The 17,785-nt window shown below is 68.9% G+C and carries 14 protein-coding genes; 9 read left to right on the forward strand and 5 right to left on the reverse strand.

Features of this window, described 5'->3' with window-relative positions; all coding sequences use genetic code 11:
- The 5 genes from ACIGHN_RS06440 (at position 1) to xdhB (ending at position 6,489) form a co-directional block, all read left to right on the forward strand.
- The gene (locus ACIGHN_RS06440; RefSeq protein ID WP_396503698.1) at positions 1–537 is read left to right on the forward strand and encodes a cobalamin biosynthesis protein; all 537 of its coding nucleotides are present in this window, start codon (positions 1–3) and stop codon (positions 535–537) included.
- Positions 534–1,376, forward strand: a complete 843-nt coding sequence (gene cobM / locus ACIGHN_RS06445) for a precorrin-4 C(11)-methyltransferase (protein ID WP_396503700.1) — start codon at positions 534–536, stop codon at positions 1,374–1,376. Before ACIGHN_RS06440 ends, cobM begins: the two co-directional genes overlap by 4 nt.
- On the forward strand, positions 1,373–2,218 hold the full coding sequence (gene cobF / locus ACIGHN_RS06450) for a precorrin-6A synthase (deacetylating) (protein ID WP_396503702.1): 846 nt from the start codon (positions 1,373–1,375) through the stop codon (positions 2,216–2,218). The genes cobM and cobF overlap by 4 nt, the downstream gene beginning before the upstream one ends.
- 279 nt (positions 2,219–2,497) lie before the next feature.
- On the forward strand, positions 2,498–4,039 hold the full coding sequence (xdhA, locus tag ACIGHN_RS06455; protein WP_396503704.1) for a xanthine dehydrogenase small subunit: 1,542 nt from the start codon (positions 2,498–2,500) through the stop codon (positions 4,037–4,039).
- Positions 4,036–6,489: a xanthine dehydrogenase molybdopterin binding subunit gene (xdhB, locus tag ACIGHN_RS06460; protein ID WP_396503706.1), complete on the forward strand. Its 2,454-nt coding sequence runs from the start codon at positions 4,036–4,038 to the stop codon at positions 6,487–6,489. Before xdhA ends, xdhB begins: the two co-directional genes overlap by 4 nt.
- A gap of 77 nt (positions 6,490–6,566) precedes the next feature.
- Here xdhB and lolD read toward each other — a convergent pair whose 3' ends face one another.
- Both lolD and ACIGHN_RS06470 read right to left on the reverse strand, forming a co-directional pair.
- Positions 6,567–7,295 (reverse strand): lipoprotein-releasing ABC transporter ATP-binding protein LolD, encoded by a 729-nt coding sequence (gene lolD, locus ACIGHN_RS06465; RefSeq protein WP_396503707.1) that lies wholly within the window; start codon positions 7,293–7,295, stop codon positions 6,567–6,569.
- On the reverse strand, positions 7,288–8,541 hold the full coding sequence (locus ACIGHN_RS06470) for a lipoprotein-releasing ABC transporter permease subunit (protein ID WP_056420665.1): 1,254 nt from the start codon (positions 8,539–8,541) through the stop codon (positions 7,288–7,290). The genes lolD and ACIGHN_RS06470 overlap by 8 nt, the downstream gene beginning before the upstream one ends.
- Before the next feature lie 80 nt (positions 8,542–8,621).
- On the opposite strand from ACIGHN_RS06470, the gene ACIGHN_RS06475 reads away from it, so the two are divergent.
- Positions 8,622–9,596, forward strand: coding sequence for a phosphoglycerate mutase (locus tag ACIGHN_RS06475; RefSeq protein WP_396503709.1), 975 nt, complete (start codon positions 8,622–8,624; stop codon positions 9,594–9,596).
- Positions 9,593–11,320 carry a single-stranded-DNA-specific exonuclease RecJ gene (gene recJ, locus ACIGHN_RS06480; RefSeq protein ID WP_396503711.1) on the forward strand — a complete coding sequence of 576 codons (1,728 nt, stop codon included), beginning with the start codon at positions 9,593–9,595 and terminating at the stop codon, positions 11,318–11,320. The genes ACIGHN_RS06475 and recJ overlap by 4 nt, the downstream gene beginning before the upstream one ends.
- A gap of 197 nt (positions 11,321–11,517) precedes the next feature.
- Here the strand turns inward: recJ and ACIGHN_RS06485 are convergent, their stop codons facing one another.
- From ACIGHN_RS06485 to ACIGHN_RS06495, 3 genes are all read right to left on the reverse strand, one after another.
- Positions 11,518–11,742 carry a 4-oxalocrotonate tautomerase family protein gene (locus tag ACIGHN_RS06485; RefSeq protein ID WP_396503713.1) on the reverse strand — a complete coding sequence of 75 codons (225 nt, stop codon included), beginning with the start codon at positions 11,740–11,742 and terminating at the stop codon, positions 11,518–11,520.
- A 111-nt stretch (positions 11,743–11,853) separates the two neighbouring features.
- On the reverse strand, positions 11,854–13,662 hold the full coding sequence (locus tag ACIGHN_RS06490; RefSeq protein ID WP_396503715.1) for a methyl-accepting chemotaxis protein: 1,809 nt from the start codon (positions 13,660–13,662) through the stop codon (positions 11,854–11,856).
- Positions 13,663–13,989: 327 nt separating this feature from the next.
- Positions 13,990–15,825: a methyl-accepting chemotaxis protein gene (locus tag ACIGHN_RS06495; RefSeq protein ID WP_396503716.1), complete on the reverse strand. Its 1,836-nt coding sequence runs from the start codon at positions 15,823–15,825 to the stop codon at positions 13,990–13,992.
- A 146-nt stretch (positions 15,826–15,971) separates the two neighbouring features.
- Here ACIGHN_RS06495 and ACIGHN_RS06500 point away from each other — a divergent pair, with 146 nt between their 5' ends.
- Both ACIGHN_RS06500 and ACIGHN_RS06505 read left to right on the forward strand, forming a co-directional pair.
- Positions 15,972–16,829 (forward strand): 3',5'-nucleoside bisphosphate phosphatase, encoded by an 858-nt coding sequence (locus ACIGHN_RS06500; protein ID WP_056161763.1) that lies wholly within the window; start codon positions 15,972–15,974, stop codon positions 16,827–16,829.
- Positions 16,830–17,022: 193 nt separating this feature from the next.
- Positions 17,023–17,658: an L-threonylcarbamoyladenylate synthase gene (locus tag ACIGHN_RS06505; protein ID WP_056416419.1), complete on the forward strand. Its 636-nt coding sequence runs from the start codon at positions 17,023–17,025 to the stop codon at positions 17,656–17,658.
- Positions 17,659–17,785: the final 127 nt, after the last annotated feature.

The following is a 17,785-nucleotide window of genomic DNA, read 5'->3' on the forward strand; positions in this document are numbered from 1 at the left end:
ATGCCCCCTGACTCCGCCGCGGGCCAGGGCCACGTCTGCACGGTGGTGGGCGTGGGCCTGCGCGCCCATGCACAGCCCGCCGCGTTGCACGCGCTGTGGGCCCAGGCGCAGGCCTTGTTGCAGGGCCATGTGGTGTGGGCTGCGGACGACCTGCGCCCTTGCGCCGTGGCCGTGCTCGACACCAAGGCGGCGCATCCCGCGCTCGCAGCCTGGCTGTCGGGCATCGCCGGCAGCGCACCGCCCGTACCGGTACGGGCAATCCCCACCGCAGACCTGGCCGGCCAACCGGTGGCCACCCAATCGCCGCGCCTGCAGGCGCGCTACGGCACCGGCAGCGTGGTCGAAGCCGCGGCCCTGTCGGCCGCCGGACCGGGCGCCGCCTTGGCCGTGCCGCGCCTCGTGGCCGCCGATGGCAGCGCCACACTGGCCGTGGCCGTGGCAATCCGGCGCACTGGCGACCCGGCCTGTGACATCGCAGCGGTCGCCCTGGCGCATGCCACGGGCCCATCCCAAGAACGACAAGGAGCATCGGCATGACCGTGCATTTCATCGGCGCCGGCCCTGGCGCCGCCGACCTGATCACCGTGCGCGGCCGCGACCTGATGGCCGCGTGCCCGGTCTGCCTGTACGCCGGCTCGCTGATCCCGCGCGACCTGCTGGCGCACTGCCCGCCGGGCGCCCGCATCGTCAACACGGCCGCGATGAGCCTGGACGACATCGTGGCCGAGATCGAGGCCGCCCATGCGCAGGGCCAGGACGTGGCGCGCCTGCATTCGGGCGACCTGTCGGTGTGGTCCGCCATGGGCGAGCAACTGCGCCGGCTGCGCGTGCTGGGCATTCCGTACACCGTGACGCCCGGCGTCCCCTCATTCGCTGCCGCTGCGGCCACGCTGGGCGCGGAGCTCACGCTGCCCGGGCTGTGCCAGTCGGTGGTGCTCACGCGCACGTCGGGCCGCGCCACGTCCATGCCCGAGGCCGAGAACCTGGCGGCGTTTGCCGCCACCGGCGCGGTGCTGGCGATCCACCTGTCGATCCACGTGGCCGACAAGGTGCAGGCCGAGCTGCTGCCGCACTACGGCGCCGACTGCCCCGCCGCCATCGTGTGGCGCGCCAGCTGGCCCGACGAGACCGTGGTGCGCACCACCGTGGGCGCGCTGGCGCAGGCCGTGGCCACCAGCATGGAGCGCACCGCCCTGATCCTGGTGGGCCGCAGCCTGCAGGCCGAGGACTTTGCCGAAAGCCGCCTCTACGCCGCCGACTACGACCGCCGCTACCGTCCCCTGGGCAACGCGCCGCGCTTTCCGGCCACCGATGTGAACGGCGGCACGGCGCTGGACACCGCCCGCGACGAGCCGCTGGACGCGCCCTCCGCATGAGCGACGAACAGGCCCTTCCCCCCATCGCGCTGACCCTCATCGGCATCGGCACCGGCAACCCCGACCACCTCACGCGCCAGGCCATCGCGGCGATGAACGCGGCCGACCTGATCCTGCTGCCGCACAAGGGCGAGGACAAGGCCGAGCTGGCGGCACTGCGGCAGTCGCTGTGCGATGCGGTGCTGACGGGCCCTGCGGTGCCGTGCATCGCCGGCTTCGACATGCCGGGGCGCCGCAGCGACGGCGACGACTACCTGGCCCAGGTGGACGAGTGGCATGCCGCGATCACGCAGCGGTGGCAGGCGGCCATCGCCGATGCATTGGCGCAGGCCCGCCTGCCTGTGCCCGCCGATGGCGCAGCGCTGCGCGTGGCGCTGCTGGTGTGGGGCGACCCGTCGCTGTACGACAGCACGCTGCGCATCGCGGCCCGCCTGCAGCCTGCGCCGGCACAGGTGCAGGTGGTGGCGGGCATCACCTCGGTGCAGGCGCTGGCGGCGGCGCACGCCATCGCACTCAACGACATCGGCCAGCCCTTCGTGGTGACCACCGGCCGCCAGCTGCGCGACCACGGGTGGCCCGCCGGGGTGGACACGGCCGTGGTCATGCTCGACGGGCAGTGCAGCTTCACCACCCTGCCGCCTCAGGACTTGCACATCTGGTGGGGCGCCTACCTGGGCATGCCGCAGCAACTGCTGGACGGCGGCCCGCTGTCCGAGGCCGGCCCGCGCATCGAAACGGCCCGTGCCCGGGCCCGCGAGCGCCATGGCTGGATCATGGACATCTACCTGCTGCGCCGGCAGAGTGCCGCCGGGGCCGAAAGGGCGGTTCCCGAGGCCGTCTGAAAAGACCGCTCCTATTCGGTTCGACATCCATCAACTTCAACCGTTCACGCTGGGCTTGCCGAAGCGCCGCGCAGGGCGTCGACAAGCCTGCCCTGAGCCTGTCGAAGGGCTCAAGCGGAACGGTTTGGTTCAATGTCAAAGATGCCGACGCCATAAAAACCCATAGCGCGCCGGGCATCCTCGTTATACGCTCGCGCTTATGTGGGCGCTGCGCGGTGCGCATACGCTCTGGAACTATCCTTCTGACGATTACCTGCCCGGACCCCGGGCCGCCCACGCATGACGACGCCCCACCGCCCCCTTCGCTTCATCCGCCGCGGCCAGCCCGTGGTGCTGAACCACATACCGCCCGACCGCACCTTGCTGGAGGTGCTGCGCGAAGACCTGGGCTGCACGGGCACCAAGGAAGGCTGCGGCGAGGGCGACTGCGGCGCCTGCACGGTGGTACTGGGCGAGCCGCGCGACGGCCAGGTGCACTACAGCGCGGTGAACAGCTGCATACGCCTGGCGCATTCGGTGGACGGCATGGCGCTGTGGACGGTGGAAGACCTGGCGGAAGACCCGCTGATTCAGCCGGCGGATGAACCGGCACCCCGCGTCACATCGACAACCAGCCTGCATCCCGCGCAAGAGGCCATGGTGCAGTGCCATGGTTCTCAGTGCGGCTTCTGCACCCCCGGCTTTGTGATGAGCCTGTTCGGCATGTACCAGCGGCACGTGGTGCCCATCCAGGCGGCAGGCTGCGCCACCCACCAGCCGATTACCCGCGAGATGGCGCAGGAAGACCTCTCGGGCAACCTGTGCCGCTGCACCGGCTACCGCCCCATCCTCGATGCGGCGCAACAGATGGCGACCCTGCCCGCCGTCGCAGTCAACGAACCGCTATTGCTACAAAAATTGCAGCAAATGAATGAATCAGGGCCAGCGGCAGCGCCTGATTCTTCTTACATCGCCCCCACGACACTGCCTGAACTGCTGGCAGCCCGCGCAGCCCACCCCGGCGCGCAGGTGGTGGCCGGCTGCACCGATGTCGGCCTGTGGGTGACCAAGCAGCACAAGCAGTACGAAAGCATCCTCGATGTGACCCGCGCGGCCGAGCTGCGCCAGGTGCAACGGGATGCGCACCACATCGCCATCGGCGCCGCCGTATCGCTGACCGAGGCGTTCGCGGTGCTCAAGGCCCAGTGGCCCCAGCTGCACAGCTTTGCCGCGCGTTTTGCGGGCCTGCCGGTGCGCAACTCGGGCACGCTGGGTGGCAATGTGGCCAACGGCTCGCCGATTGGCGACTCCATGCCGCTGCTGATCGCGCTGCGCGCCCAGGTGGTACTGGCCAGCACTGCGCGCGGCGAGCGCATGCTGCCGCTGGAAGACCTGTACACCGGCTACCGCCAGAACGTGATGGCGGCCGATGAGCTGCTGGTGCGCATCGTCGTGCCGCGCCCCGGCGTGACCGAGGCGCTGCGCGCGTACAAAATTTCCAAACGGTTCGACGACGATATCTCGGCCGTTTGCCTGGTCATCAACCTCGACATCGACGCCGGCATGGTGCGCCATGCCAGCATCGGCGCCGGCGGCGTGGCGGCCACACCCGCACGTGCGCGCCAGACCGAAGCCGCCCTCACAGGCCAGCCTTGGAATGCCGACACTGTGCACAACGCGGTGCAGGCGCTGCAGGCAGAGTTCAACCCCATCTCCGACATGCGCGCGAGCGGCGCCTACCGCCGCACTGTGCTCGCCAGCCTGCTGCAGCGCTTTTGGCTGGAGAGCCAAGGCGAAGACGCGGTGAGCGTGGAGAACTTCCGCCTGGAGGCCACCGTATGAACCAGCGCGACAACGGCCCCACCAGCCTGCCCGTGAGCCGCGACGCCGGCGACGACCCCATGGTGGCAGCGGCCGACGCCCACGCCGCCGACCCGCAGCCCCCGACGGCTGCCGGCGCACCCTCCGCCCCGGTTCCCGCCCCCAGCCTGCGCGCCATGGGCCAATCCCACATCCATGAAAGCGCGCGCGCCCAGGTGGCCGGGGCCGCCCACTACATCGACGACCTGCCCGAGGTGAAGGGCACGCTGTACGCCGCGCCCATCCTCTCCACCGTGGCCCACGGCACGCTGAACGGCGTGGATGCCGCCGCCGCCCTCGCCCTGCCCGGCGTGCGCGGCGTGGTGCTGTCGGCCGACGTGCCGGGTGACAAGCTGCTCGCAGCCTTCGCGCACGACGAGCCCGTGTTTGCCATCGACACCGTGCAGCACATCGGCCAGGTCATCGGCCTCGTCGTGGCAGATTCGGTGATGCAGGCGCGCCGCGCGGTGCGGGCCGTGAAGCTCGACATCACCCCCCTGCCCGCAGTGCTCACCGTGCAGGACGCACTGGCGGCCCAAAGCTATGTGCTGCCGCCGGTGTTCGTGCGCCGGGGCGACGCGGCCGCAGGCCTGGCCTCGTCCGAACACCGCCTGAGCGGCCAGTTCGAAGTCGGCGGGCAAGAGCACTTCTACCTCGAAGGCCAGATCGCCTACGCCCTGCCGCTGGAGCAAAGGCAGTGGTGGATCTACTCCAGCACCCAGCACCCGGGCGAAGTGCAGCACTGGGTGGCGCACGCGCTGGGCATCGACAACCACGCGGTCAAGGTCGAATGCCGCCGCATGGGTGGCGGCTTCGGCGGCAAAGAGACGCAGGCCGGCCACCTGGCCGTGTGGGCGGCCGTGGCCGCGAACAAATTCGGCCGCCCCATCAAGCTGCGCCTGGACCGCGACGAAGATTTCATGGTCACCGGCAAGCGCCACCCGTTCGCGTACGACTACGACGTGGGCTTTGACGCCACCGGCCGCATCACGGGCCTGAAGCTGCAGATGGCGGCCAACTGCGGCTTTTCCGCCGACCTGTCGGGCCCCGTGGCCGACCGCGCCGTGTTCCACAGCGACAACGCGTACTACCTGAGCGATGTGGAGATCGCCTCGTACCGCTGCAAGACGAACACCCAAAGCCACACGGCGTTTCGCGGCTTCGGCGGCCCGCAGGGCGTGATCGTGATCGAGGCCATCCTGGGCGACATCGCGCGGGCGCTGGGCCGGGATGCGCAGGACGTGCGCATGGTCAACCTGTACGGCAAGGACGCATCCGAAGGCCGCAACGTCACCCACTACCAGATGACGGTGGAGGACAACATCCTGCACGCGCTTTTGCCCCAGCTCGAGCGCGACGCCGACTACCGCCAGCGCCAGGCGTCGATCGCGGCGTGGAACGCCACCAGCCCTGTGCTCAAGCGCGGCCTCGCGATCACGCCGGTCAAGTTCGGCATCAGCTTCACCGCCACCCTGTTCAACCAGGCCGGCGCGCTGGTGCACGTCTACACCGACGGCAGCGTGCAGGTGAACCACGGCGGCACCGAAATGGGCCAGGGCCTGCACACCAAGGTTGCGCAGATCGCGGCCGACGAGCTGGGCGTGCCGCTGGCCCGCGTGCTGGTCACCGCCAGCGACACCAGCAAGGTGCCCAACGCCAGCGCCACCGCCGCCAGCAGCGGCACCGACCTGAACGGCCGCGCCGCCCAGTTCGCAGCACGCAACGTGCGCGACAACCTCGCAGCCTTCGTGTCGGGGCTGGACACCTGCGGCGCGGGTGCGATCCGCTTCGAAGGCGGGCAGGTGATCTCGCCGAAAAATGTGCGCCAGTTCGACGACGTGGTCAAAGAAGCGTACGCCAACCGCATCCAGCTGTGGAGCGACGGCTTCTACCGCACGCCCAAGATCCACTACGACAAGGCCACGCTCACGGGCCGGCCGTTCTACTACTTCGCCTACGGCGCGGCATGCTCCGAAGTCGTCATCGACACCCTCACCGGCGAGAGCCGTGTGACGCGCGTGGACATCCTGCACGACGTGGGCCACAGCATCAACCCGGCCATCGACATCGGCCAGATCGAAGGCGGCTTCGTGCAGGGCATGGGCTGGCTCACCACCGAGCAGCTGGTGTGGAACGACAAGGGGTATCTCGCCACCCACGCCCCCAGCACGTACAAGATCCCGGCCACGGGCGACATCCCTGCCCACTTCCGCGTGAACCTGTGGCCCGAGGCCAACCGCGAAGACAACGTGGGCGGCAGCAAGGCCGTGGGCGAGCCGCCGTTCATGCTGGCGATCAGCGTGTACGAGGCGCTGCGCAACGCGGTGGCTGCCGGGCGCGCTGGCGATGCAGCAGCGCAAGAAGCGCCGGTGGTGTTGACGGCACCTGCGACGGCGGAGAATGTGCTCAAGGCGTTGGGGCGGTTGTTGTGATGACTTTTGCCTAGCGCTTTGTTCCCGCGGTGCCTGAATTAAAGCGCTGGAGTCTCACAGTCTCCGCCGAGCCAGGGTCACCCCAAAACCCCCGACACCAGCCGCACCACCCGCCCGCACCTCGCGGCCAGCGACTCGTCGTGGGTGACCATGACGAACGCGGTGCCATGGTCGCGCGCCAGCTGCAGCATCAGCTCGAACACGCCATCGGCGGTCGACCTGTCGAGGTTGCCCGTGGGCTCGTCGGCCAGCACGCAGGCGGGCCGGGTGACCAGGGCCCGAGCGATGGCGACCCGCTGGCGCTCGCCGCCGGAGAGTTCGGCGGGGCGGTGGTGCACGCGCTCCCTGAGGCCCACCGACGCGAGCACCTGGGCGGCCTGCTCGTGGGCCTGGGCGTCGGGCATGCGGCGGATGCGCAGGGGCATGGCCACGTTGTCCAGCGCGCTGAACTCGGGCAAGAGGTGGTGGAACTGGTAGATGAAGCCCAGGTGCTGGTTGCGCAGCTGGCCCTGGCGCTCGGCCGACAGTGACGACATCGCCTCGCCTTTCAGGCGCACGCTGCCCGCGGTGGGCGCGTCCAGGCCGCCCAGAAGGTGCAGCATGGTGCTCTTGCCCGAGCCCGATGCGCCGACGATGGCCACGGTCTCGCCCGCGCGGATCTGCAGATCCACGCCCTTGAGCACGGTCACGTCGAGCCGGCCTTCGGTGAAGCGCTTGGTCAGGCCCTTGGCTTCCAGGACCACGGCGCCCGCAGCAGGGGCGGCGTGGCCGGTGTCGTTGTTGTAGTTGTTGTTCTTGTCACTCATAGCGCAGCGCCTCGGCAGGGTTCACACGGCTGGCGCGCCAGCTGGGGTACAGGGTGGCCACGAAGGCCAGCACCAGGGAGATGAGCCCGATGGGCACGATGTCGCTGCTTTGCGGCTCGCTGGGCATCTTGCTGATGAGGTAGATGTCCTTGGGCAGGAAGCTCGCGTTCAGGGCCTTTTCGATGGCCGGGACGATCACGTCGATGTTGAAGGCGATACCCAGGCCGAGCAGCAGGCCCACCGCGGTGCCGATCACGCCGACCATGGCGCCTTGCACCACGAAGATGCCCATGATGCTTTTGGGGCTGGCGCCCAGGGTGCGCAGGATGGCGATGTCGGCGCGCTTGTCGGTCACTGTCATCACCAGGGTAGAGACCAGGTTGAACGCAGCCACCGCCACGATGAGCGTGAGGATGATGAACATCATGCGCTTTTCAAGCTGCACGGCGGCGAACCAGGTGCGGTTTTGCTGTGTCCAGTCGCGCACCAGCAGCATGCCGCTCAGGCTGTTGGCCAGTTGCTGCGCCACTTCGCGGGCCTGGTGCAGGTCCTTGAGCTTCAGGCGCACGCCGGTGGGGCCTTCCAGCCGGAAGATGCGTTGTGCGTCCTCATGGTGCAGCAGCACCAGGGCCGAGTCGTATTCGTAGTGGCCGGAGTCGAAGGTGCCCGCCACCGTCATCTGCTTGAGGCGCGGCACCACGCCCGCCGGGGTGACCTGCCCTGCGGGGGCGATCAGCGTGACCACATCGCCAGCGCGCACACCCAGGGCACGGGCCAGCTCGCCGCCCAGCACCACCCGGAATTCTCCGGGCACGAGCAGGTTGAGCGTCTTTTCATTGGTGGCCGCCAGGTCGGTCACCGCGCCTTCCAGCGCCGGGTCGATGCCCCGCACCAGCGCGCCCTTCATGTCCTCGCCGCGCGCCAGCAGCGCCTGGGCCGAGACGAACGGCGCGGCGCCCACCACATTGGGGTTCTTCTTGGCCTCGGCCAGCGTGAGCGCCGGGTCGGGCAGCGCGGCACCCTGGGGCGCAAAGATCTCGATGTGCGAGACCACGCTGAGCATGCGGTCGCGCACTTCCTTCTGAAAGCCGTTCATCACCGACAGCACGATGATGAGGGCGGCCACCCCGAGCGCGATGCCCAGCATGGACACGCCCGAGATGAACGAGATGAAGCCGTTGCGCCGGGTGGCGCGGCCGGCGCGGGTGTAGCGCCAGCCCAGGGCCAGTTCGTAGGGGATTTTCATGGATCAAAAAGAAGAGGCCCCGGCAGCGCGGAATGTCTGGTCGGGGCGGGGCAGATTGTGGCATCCCGGACAATAGGGGGATGTCGGACACCACCCATTTGCTCATTCCCTATGCCGCAAGCGCTTCCGAGGGATGCCAGCAAGCCCTGCAGGACCTGGCCCTGCCCCACCTGGACAGGCTCCTGGCCCGGCTCAGCCCCCTGCCCGCATTGAGCGACAACGGCGAAGACACCAGCTTCTCCACGCCCCATGAACGCGCCCTGGCGCGCAACCTGGGCCTGCCCGCGCAGGACGGGCGCATCCCCTGGGCCGCCTGGTACCGCCACCAGCAGGGCCTGGCCGCCGTCGGACAGGCATGGGCGTTCTTCACGCCCTGCCAGTGGCAAGTCACCACCGACCACGTCACCCTGCGCGACCCTGAAACGCTGGGCCTGGACGAGGCGGCGTCGCGCGCGCTGCTGGCCATCGTCTCGCCCTGGTTTGCCGAAGACGGCATCACGCTGCATTACGACCAGCCCACACGCTGGCTGGCCAGCGGCGCGCTGTTTGCGCAGCTCGCCACCGCATCGCTTGAGCGTGTGCTGCTGCGCGATGTGCGCGCCTGGATGCCCGACGCCCGTGCCGAGCCCGCTGCCCGCACCCTGCACCGACTGCACAGCGAGATGCAGATGCTGCTCTACACCCATGCCTTCAACGACGAGCGATCGGCGCGCGGGCTGCCGGTGGTCAACTCGTTCTGGGTCCATGGCGCGGGTGTGCTGCCAGAGGCTTTGCCTCCAGCCGCATCCAAGGCCGTGAACCCCATCCTGCCCACCACCTTGCGTGACGCCGCACTGCGCGACGATTGGCGCGCCTGGCGCACGGCGTGGGCCGCGCTCGACGCAGGCCCCGTAGCCGACCTGTTGCGCCAGGCCGAGGCCGGCACCCCCGTGCAACTCACGCTGTGCGGCGAGCGCAGCGCCCTGGCCTTTCATTCCGCCCCGCGCACGCTCACCCAGCGCATTCAAGGCTTTTTCAAGCCCTCCCGCTTTATGGACCTGCGCCACCAGCTATGAAAATAATAGCAAGAGACATTCCCCCCCGTGCCGCCTGGGCGCTGGAGCAGGCCGGCGTGCACCCGCTGCTGGCACGCTTGTACGCAGCGCGTGGCGTGCGGGCCAAGGACGAGCTGGACGACGGCCTGGCCCGGCTGCTGCCGCCCAGCGGCGACCAGGGCCTCAAGGGCATTGGCGACGCCGCCCGCTTGCTGGCCGACGCCATGGCGCAGAACCAGCGCCTGGTGATCGTGGCCGACTACGACTGCGACGGCGCCACCGCCTGCGCCGTGGGCGTGCGCGGCCTGCGCATGCTGGGCGCGCAGCAGGTGGACTACCTGGTGCCTGACCGCGTGACGGACGGCTATGGCCTCACGCCCAGCATTGCGCGCCGCGTGAAGGAGCGCGGGGCCGATGTGCTGATCACCGTGGACAACGGCATCGCCAGCGTGGACGGCGTGGCCGAAGCCAAGGCGCTGGGCCTGACCGTGGTCGTCACCGACCACCACCTGCCGGGCCCCGCGCTGCCGGCGGCCGACGCCATCGTCAACCCCAACCAGCCCGGCTGCACGTTCGAGAGCAAGTCCATGGCCGGCGTGGGCGTGATGTTCTACGTGCTGCTGGCGCTGCGGGCCGAGTTGCGGGCGCGGGGTGTTTTTGATGCGGCCACCCAACCCAAGCTGGACCCGTTGTTGACTCTCGTGGCGCTGGGCACCGTGGCCGATGTGGTCCGGCTCGACGCCAACAACCGCCGCCTGGTCGCCCAGGGCCTCAAGCGCATCCGCGCGGGCCAGATGCCCGCCGGCGTGGCGGCGCTGTTCCACGCCGCGGGCCGCAAGGCGCCCGTGGCCACCACGTTCGACTTCGGCTTTGCGTTGGGCCCGCGCATCAACGCCGCAGGCCGCCTGGCCGACATGACACTGGGCATCGAATGCCTGCTGACCGATGATGCGGGCCGCGCCGCCGAGCTGGCCGCCACACTCGACGGCATCAACCGCGAGCGCCGCGAGATCGAGGGCGGCATGCGCGAGCAGGCGATGCTGATGGCCGAGAGCCTGTTCGACGACAGCGAGGAGCCGCCACCCGCGATCAGCGTGTTCGACCCCGATTTTCACGAAGGCGTGGTGGGCATCGTGGCCAGCCGCATCAAGGACAAACTGCACCGCCCCACGTTCGTGTTTGCCGCCAGCAGCGCGCCGGGCAAATCGCACGAGCTCAAGGGCTCGGGCCGCTCCATCCCCGGCTTTCATCTGCGGGATGCGCTGGACCTGGTGGCCAAGCGCCACCCGGGCGTGCTGCTGAAGTTCGGGGGGCACGCCATGGCGGCGGGCTGCACGGTGGATGCGGACTCGTTCGACACCTTCGAGCAGGCACTGGCCCAGGTGGCGCAGGAGTGGCTCGATGCCTCCACCCTCACCCGCCGCATCGAGACGGACGGCCCGCTGTCGGCGGAGTACTGCCGCGCCGACATCGTGGACACCCTGCACCGCGAGGTCTGGGGCCAGGGCTTCTTGCCCCCAACGTTCAGCGAGGAAGTGCAGATCGTGAGCCAGCGCCTCGTGGGCGAGGCGAAGAACCATTTGTCGATCAAGCTCATGCACCAGGGCCACCCCGTGGACGCGATCTGGTTCGGCCACACCGAGCAGTTGCCGGCGCGGGTGCTGCTGGCGTTTCGGCTGGATGTGAACGAGTGGAAGGGTGAGCGCAAGGTGCAGTTTTTGGTGGAGGGCGCTGAGGTTCAGTGACAACCCCCTGAGGCGCTTCGCGCCATCCCCCTTCTCTCGAATCGCTGCGCGATTCGGGAAGTGGGACGCAGCCAGCGCGGCGGGGCGGCCCTTGCGCGGCTGCCGCTGGCTTGCGCTGCGACAGTTGCGGAGTTCTATCGGCCACGCCGGCATCCGCAGGGGCCGAACGTCGGTCGAAAAGGTCGATAAGTGCAAGTTCAGGCCTGCAACGGACCTCGGCTTCGCTGGCGCACTACGGTGACCTGCTCGCCGCCCACGCCCCAGTTGTCAGGGTCGATCTCGTCGATGATGACAGTCACGGTCTCGGGTTTTTTGTCCAGCACTTCCTGCAGAAGGCGGGTGACGCCCGCGATCAGGGCGGCCTTCTGGGCGGACGTGGTGGGGATGTCGCGTCGGGCGAGGCGGATGTTGACCAGGGGCATGCGCAGATCCTTTTTTTCAGTGACACACCAAAGCAAAAGGCAGCCGAGGCTGCCTTTTTTTTCGTTTTTTTGTTCTTGAAGCTCGCGTAAACATTCGGAGCTTCGGACGTCTTAGAAGCTTTCCCAGTCGTCATCGCCGCCCTGGGCCGTAGCACGGGGTGCGGGCGACGGGGCTGGCGCGTGCGGGGCTGTGGGGCGGGCTGCCGGGGCGGCAGATGATGCGATCCGGGGCGCGGCTGGCGCCTTGGCGTTTGCGCTGGCAGGCTTGGACGGTGCGGCGACGCGTGCGGCAGGCGCGGCGGCCTTGACCGCGGCGGCAGGCCTGGGCGCGGCGGGTGCGGGGCGTGGTGCCGGGGCTGGTGCGCTCACAGCCATAGCGCCGACGTTGAATACCGACACCACTTCGGCCAGGCGTTGCGCCTGGTCGCGCATTGAGGTGGCTGCGGCTGTCGATTCCTCCACCAGCGCCGCGTTCTGCTGGGTCATCTGATCGAGGTGCGTGACCGCCTGGTTCACCTGCGCAATGCCGTCGCGTTGCTCCGTCGACGATGCCGTGATCTCGCCGATCAGGTCGCTCACGCGCTGCACGCTCGCCACGATCTCCTGCATGGTCTGCCCGGCCTGAGCGACCTGGGCCGAGCCCGATTCGACGTTCTGCACCGAGGCACCGATCAGCGCCTTGATCTCCTTGGCGGCCTCTGCACTGCGCCCGGCCAGGCTGCGCACTTCGCTGGCCACCACCGCAAAGCCCCGGCCTTGCTCGCCGGCGCGGGCTGCTTCCACCGCGGCGTTCAGTGCCAGGATGTTGGTCTGGAAAGCGATGCCGTCGATCACGCCGATGATGTCGTTGATCTTTTTGCTGCTGTCGGTGATCTGCTGCATGCTGGTCACCACTTGGCCCACCACTTCGCCGCCGCGCGCTGCTGCCTGGGCTGCAGTGCTGGCCAGTTGGTTGGCCTGGCGGGCGGTGTCGGCCGACTGGCTCACGGTGGCCGTCAACTGCTCCATGCTGGCCGCGGTCTCTTCCAGGTTGGAGGCCGTCTGCTCGGTGCGGGCCGACAGGTCGTGGTTGCCGTTGGCGATCTCCACCGATGCGGATGACACGGAATTGACGCCCGTGCGCACCTCGCCCACCACGCCGCGCAAGCGCTCGGACATGGACGACAGCGCGCGCAGCATGTGGCCGAACTCGTCCTTGCGGGTGGACTGGATCTCGCGCGTGAGGTCGCCTGCGGCGATGGCGTCGATGTTCTCGACCGCCTGGTTCAGCGGCACGGTGATGGAGTGCACCAGCTTCCACGCCAGGAACAAGCCCACCGCCATCAGCACGAGCGAGGTGACGATGCCCCAGATGGCGTACTCCACGCGGCGCGCGGTGGCGTCGGCGCGGATGGCATCGCGGCGCTTTTCCAGCGTGGCCACGAAGTCGTCCTGGGCCTTGAGGTACTTGGTGACCAGGGGCGCGAACTCGTCGTCCGCAAACCGCTGGGTGGCCACAGCATCGCCTGCGCCCTTGAGCTCCCAGGTCTTGGCGGTGGCGGCCAGCACGGCCTTGCGCGCGTCCAGCACCTTGTCGAGCGACGCCTTTTCTTCCGGCGCGGTGGCCGTGGCGACGATGCTTTCCTGCACCTTGTTGATGGAGCCGATGATTTCCTTGACCTTGGCGCCGTACTGCTCGGCCAGCACCGCGTCGGTGGTGACCGCGCCGCCCATGACCATGGTGACCGCGGTTTCAGTGGAGCCCCGCCAGCGCACGGCCGACGAGATGCGTGCCTCGATCTCCACCACCGCATCAATGGCGGCAGACATGGACGTGTTGGCCCGGTTCTGCGCAAAGCCCGAGAGCAGCAGCATGCCGATCATCAGGCCCAGAAATGCGCCCCACAGCTTGCGGGAGACGCGGATATTGTCGAATTGCATGGTTTTTCCCTGGTGGATCTGTTGTGTGTTCATGCAAGGCGCGGCTCGCCCGGAAACATTCGATTACATCAGCAACAACCCATAGCCTACGCCAGCCAGGCACCCTCTTGCGCCAGCCATTCACCGGGAGAAACCCGCATTCAGAAACCCCGGGAACGGCAGACAGACGCTGGCCGCGCGCCCGAGTCGCAGGCGGCCTACCGAGCCTGCCGATGACAGCGCACGGGCTGGGTTTCGCTAAAAATTGCCGCTACCGCACGGCTGATCCGCGCCAGCAGCTATCAATTCGGTAGCGGCCAGGGCCGCCATCCGGGATCGGGCGCCCTGTCAGAAGCTTTCCCAGTCATCGTCGTTGCCTCCTGCTGTCGCACGGGGTGCCGGTGCGTTGGATGGGGCCGTTGCGGTCCCTGCGGCCTTGGATGCCGCGGCGGGCTTGGAAGACGCCAGCCGCGGGGCTGCCGGGGCTTTGGTGGCGGGGGGCCGGGCGGTAGAGGCGGACGCGGCAGGTTTGGCTCCTGTGCCGCCTATGCGGGGCGTGGCTGAAGATGCCGGCCGGGGTGCTGCCGCAGGGGCGGGCCGGGAGGCCTGGCGTGACGGGGCGGGTGCATGCACCGCCATCGCACCCACGTTGAACACCGCCACCACTTCGGCCAGGCGCTGTGCCTGGTCGCGCATCGAGGTCGCTGCGGCTGTGGACTCCTCCACCAACGCTGCGTTCTGCTGCGTCATCTGATCGAGGTGCGTCACGGCCTGGTTGACTTGCGCAATGCCGTCGCGTTGCTCGGTCGACGATGCGGTGATCTCGCCGATCAGGTCGCTCACGCGCTGCACGCTCGCCACGATCTCCTGCATGGTCTGCCCGGCCTGTGCCACCTGGGCCGAGCCGGATTCCACGTTCTGCACCGAGGCACCGATGAGCGCCTTGATCTCCTTGGCGGCTTCGGCGCTGCGCCCGGCCAGGCTTCGCACTTCGCTGGCCACCACGGCAAAGCCGCGGCCTTGCTCGCCGGCGCGGGCTGCTTCCACCGCCGCGTTCAGCGCCAGGATGTTGGTCTGGAAAGCGATGCCGTCGATCACGCCGATGATGTCGTTGATCTTTTTGCTGCTGTCGGTGATCTGCTGCATGCTGGTCACCACCTGGCCCACCACTTCGCCGCCGCGCGCTGCGGCCTGGGCTGCGGTGCTGGCCAGCTGGTTGGCCTGGCGGGCGGTGTCGGCCGACTGGCTCACGGTGGCCGTCAGTTGCTCCATGCTGGCCGCGGTCTCTTCCAGGTTGGAGGCCGTCTGCTCGGTGCGGGCCGACAGGTCGTGGTTGCCGTTGGCGATCTCCACCGATGCGGATGACACGGAATTGACGCCCGTGCGCACCTCGCCCACCACGCCGCGCAGGCGCTCGGACATGGACGACAGCGCGCGGGTGAGCGTGCCGAGCTCGTCCTTGCGGTCGTCGTGGATGTTCTGGGTCAGATCGCCCGCCGAGATCGCCTCGGCCAGCAGCACGGCACGGTCCAGCGGCCGCGTGACGGAGCGCACCAGGAGCGATGCCATCAGCATGCCCAGCAGCACCACGCCCACCGCCGCCGTGAGGCCGATCACCACCAGATTGCCCCGTGTGTCGCGGGCGGCCTTCACGGCCTCGTCGCGCTGCAGTTGCTGCGCGGCCACGAATTTGTCGATGGACGCCAGGTACGCCACGGCCTTGGGCCGGTAGGTACTGGCCAGGTACGCCTGTTTGACGGCGGCATCGCCCGCGTCGGTCAGCTCCTTGAGCTTGTCGGTTTGGCCCCGGATGTCCGCGCGCGCGGCGGCCACGTTGGCCAGTGCGGCCTTGTCCGCTGCGGACACCGAGGTCTTGCCAATCTGCTCCTGCACTGGCGTGATGCGCGCCGTCAGCGCCGCCACGCGGGCATCGAAATCGGCTTTGAGGGCCTGGTCGGTGGTGACGAAGCTGGCCATCGACATGGTCACCGCCACCTCGGCCAGGCCCCGCCAGGTCACGGCGGTGGTGATCGCTTCCTCGTATTTGTCGACCGACTGCTCGGTGGCGGCGGAGACCTGTCGGCCGTACCACTGGGTCCACAGGGTGGTCACCAGCATCAGTGCCAGCAGACCGAGAACAACGCTCCACATCTTGTGGGCCACGCGCAGGTCGTTGAATTTCATGCTCACTCCTTGGCGCAGCGCGGATCACCGCGCTGCCGCTGCGGCGACGCCGAAGGCACCGGTGCGCAGCATGGGCCCATGCCCCTACTGGCAGTGTTGCTGGGTTCGGCAGCGCGCGTTATCGGTACAAGCCCTAAAATGAACCGGTGACAACCATTCTCAACGCCGACCTGCATTGCCATTCCGTCGTATCCGATGGCACCCTCACGCCCGAAGACCTGGCCGCGCGCGCCAAGGCCAACGGGGTCGAGCTGTGGGCGTTGACCGACCATGACGAGATCGGCGGCCAGCACCGCGCCCTGGCCGCAGCGCGCGCCCAGGGCATGCCCTACCTCACGGGCGTCGAGATTTCCGTCACCTTTGCCGACACCACGGTGCACATCGTGGGCCTGGGGTTCGACCCCGACAACGCCCAGCTCGTCGACGGCCTGGCCGCTACGCGCGGCGGGCGCGGCGAACGCGCCAAGGACATGGCGGCCCAGCTGGCGCAGGTGGGCATCCACAACGCCTACGAGGGCGCCCTGCAGTTCGTGGGCAACCCCGCGCTGATCTCGCGCACGCACTTTGCCCGCTTTCTCGTGGAAACCGGCGTCTGCCGCGACACGCCCGAGGTCTTTCGCAAGTACCTGACCGAAGGCAAGCCCGGCTATGTGCCGCACCGCTGGGCAGCGCTGGGCGACGCCGTGCGCTGGATCACCGAGGCCGGCGGCATGGCGGTGATCGCCCACCCGGCCCGCTACAAGTTCAGCGCCAATGAAGAGTTCGCGCTGTTTTCCGAATTCAAGCAGCACGGCGGGCGCGGCGTGGAGGTGGTCACCGGCAGCCACAGCGCGCCCGAATACGTGACCTACGCCGCGATGGCCGAGGAGTTCGGCCTGGCCGCCTCGCGCGGCAGCGACTTCCACAGCCCCGACGAATCGCACACCGACCTGGGCACGCTGCCGATGTTGCCGGGCCAGCTGACACCCGTGTGGGAGTTGCTGGCCGACAAAATCCAGCGATAGAACCCGCCCTGGCGCAGCCAGCCGCTGCGCGGCGCAGCGTGCACCACCGGCCGTCTGCAGCGTGGGGTGCGCCCCGGTCGGCGGACCGAAGGGCCGAGACCGCACTGTGCGGTGCACGGGCCTCGACTGCAGCGGGTCGGCCGTTACGCGCCGTGCACTTCGTATTTTTGTGAACCCTTGAGACCGCCCCACCATGGCCCAGTATTTTGAAGCCCACCCCGACAATCCCCAGCCCCGCCTGCTCAAGCAGGCCGCCTTGCTGCTGCAAAAGGGCGGCATCGTGGCCGTGCCCACGGACTCGAGCTACGCACTCGTCTGCCACCTGGACGACAAGGACGCGGTGGACCGCCTGCGCCGCATCCGCCAGGTGGACGACAAGCACCACCTCACGCTGCTGTGCCGCGACCTGTCCGAGCTGGCCAACTACGCCCGCGTGGACAACCGGCAGTACCGCCTGCTCAAGCTGGGCACGCCCGGCCCCTACACCTTCATCCTGGAAGCCACCAAGGAAGTGCCCCGCCGCGTGAGCCACCCCTCGCGCAAGACCATCGGCCTGCGCGTGCCCGACCGCAAGGGCCTGCAACTGCTGCTGGAGCTGCACGGCGCCCCGCTGCTGGCCACCACGCTGATCCCCGCGGGCGAAACCGAGCCCCTGAACGACCCCCAGGACATCCGCGCGCGCTACGAAAAACTGCTCGATGCCATCGTGGACGCCGGCGCCTGCCCCCTGGAGCCCACCACCGTGATCGACCTGACCCCGATGGGCACCGGCGGAGACCCCGAAGTCATCCGCGAAGGCCGCGGAAGTTTGCAGGCGCTGGGGTTGTAGAACCAAAGTCTCGGCCCCTCCTCTGCGCCTGTGCAGAAAGTGCTGAGCCTCAGAGTCCTTTTTTGGATTGCAGCGCCCAAAACTGGCGCGGCCCAAGGCCAGTGCCACCGTGGATCTGGCTCCGCCA

It is taken from the genome of Acidovorax sp. NPDC077693 (genome assembly GCF_044542805.1).
In the GTDB taxonomy this organism is placed as follows: domain Bacteria; phylum Pseudomonadota; class Gammaproteobacteria; order Burkholderiales; family Burkholderiaceae_C; genus Acidovorax.

What these genes read in the sequence shown, in the direction of transcription:
- xdhA (WP_396503704.1), top strand. Translation starts at nt 2,498, where the DNA reads ATGACGACGCCCCACCGCCCCCTTCGCTTCATCCGCCGCGGCCAGCCC.
- ACIGHN_RS06475 (WP_396503709.1), top strand. Translation starts at nt 8,622, where the DNA reads ATGTCGGACACCACCCATTTGCTCATTCCCTATGCCGCAAGCGCTTCC.
- ACIGHN_RS06495 (WP_396503716.1), bottom strand. Translation starts at nt 15,825, where the DNA reads ATGAAATTCAACGACCTGCGCGTGGCCCACAAGATGTGGAGCGTTGTT.
- ACIGHN_RS06470 (WP_056420665.1), bottom strand. Translation starts at nt 8,541, where the DNA reads ATGAAAATCCCCTACGAACTGGCCCTGGGCTGGCGCTACACCCGCGCC.
- xdhB (WP_396503706.1), top strand. Translation starts at nt 4,036, where the DNA reads ATGAACCAGCGCGACAACGGCCCCACCAGCCTGCCCGTGAGCCGCGAC.
- ACIGHN_RS06490 (WP_396503715.1), bottom strand. Translation starts at nt 13,662, where the DNA reads ATGCAATTCGACAATATCCGCGTCTCCCGCAAGCTGTGGGGCGCATTT.
- cobM (WP_396503700.1), top strand. Translation starts at nt 534, where the DNA reads ATGACCGTGCATTTCATCGGCGCCGGCCCTGGCGCCGCCGACCTGATC.
- recJ (WP_396503711.1), top strand. Translation starts at nt 9,593, where the DNA reads ATGAAAATAATAGCAAGAGACATTCCCCCCCGTGCCGCCTGGGCGCTG.
- cobF (WP_396503702.1), top strand. Translation starts at nt 1,373, where the DNA reads ATGAGCGACGAACAGGCCCTTCCCCCCATCGCGCTGACCCTCATCGGC.
- ACIGHN_RS06505 (WP_056416419.1), top strand. Translation starts at nt 17,023, where the DNA reads ATGGCCCAGTATTTTGAAGCCCACCCCGACAATCCCCAGCCCCGCCTG.
- ACIGHN_RS06440 (WP_396503698.1), top strand. Translation starts at nt 1, where the DNA reads ATGCCCCCTGACTCCGCCGCGGGCCAGGGCCACGTCTGCACGGTGGTG.
- ACIGHN_RS06485 (WP_396503713.1), bottom strand. Translation starts at nt 11,742, where the DNA reads ATGCCCCTGGTCAACATCCGCCTCGCCCGACGCGACATCCCCACCACG.
- lolD (WP_396503707.1), bottom strand. Translation starts at nt 7,295, where the DNA reads ATGAGTGACAAGAACAACAACTACAACAACGACACCGGCCACGCCGCC.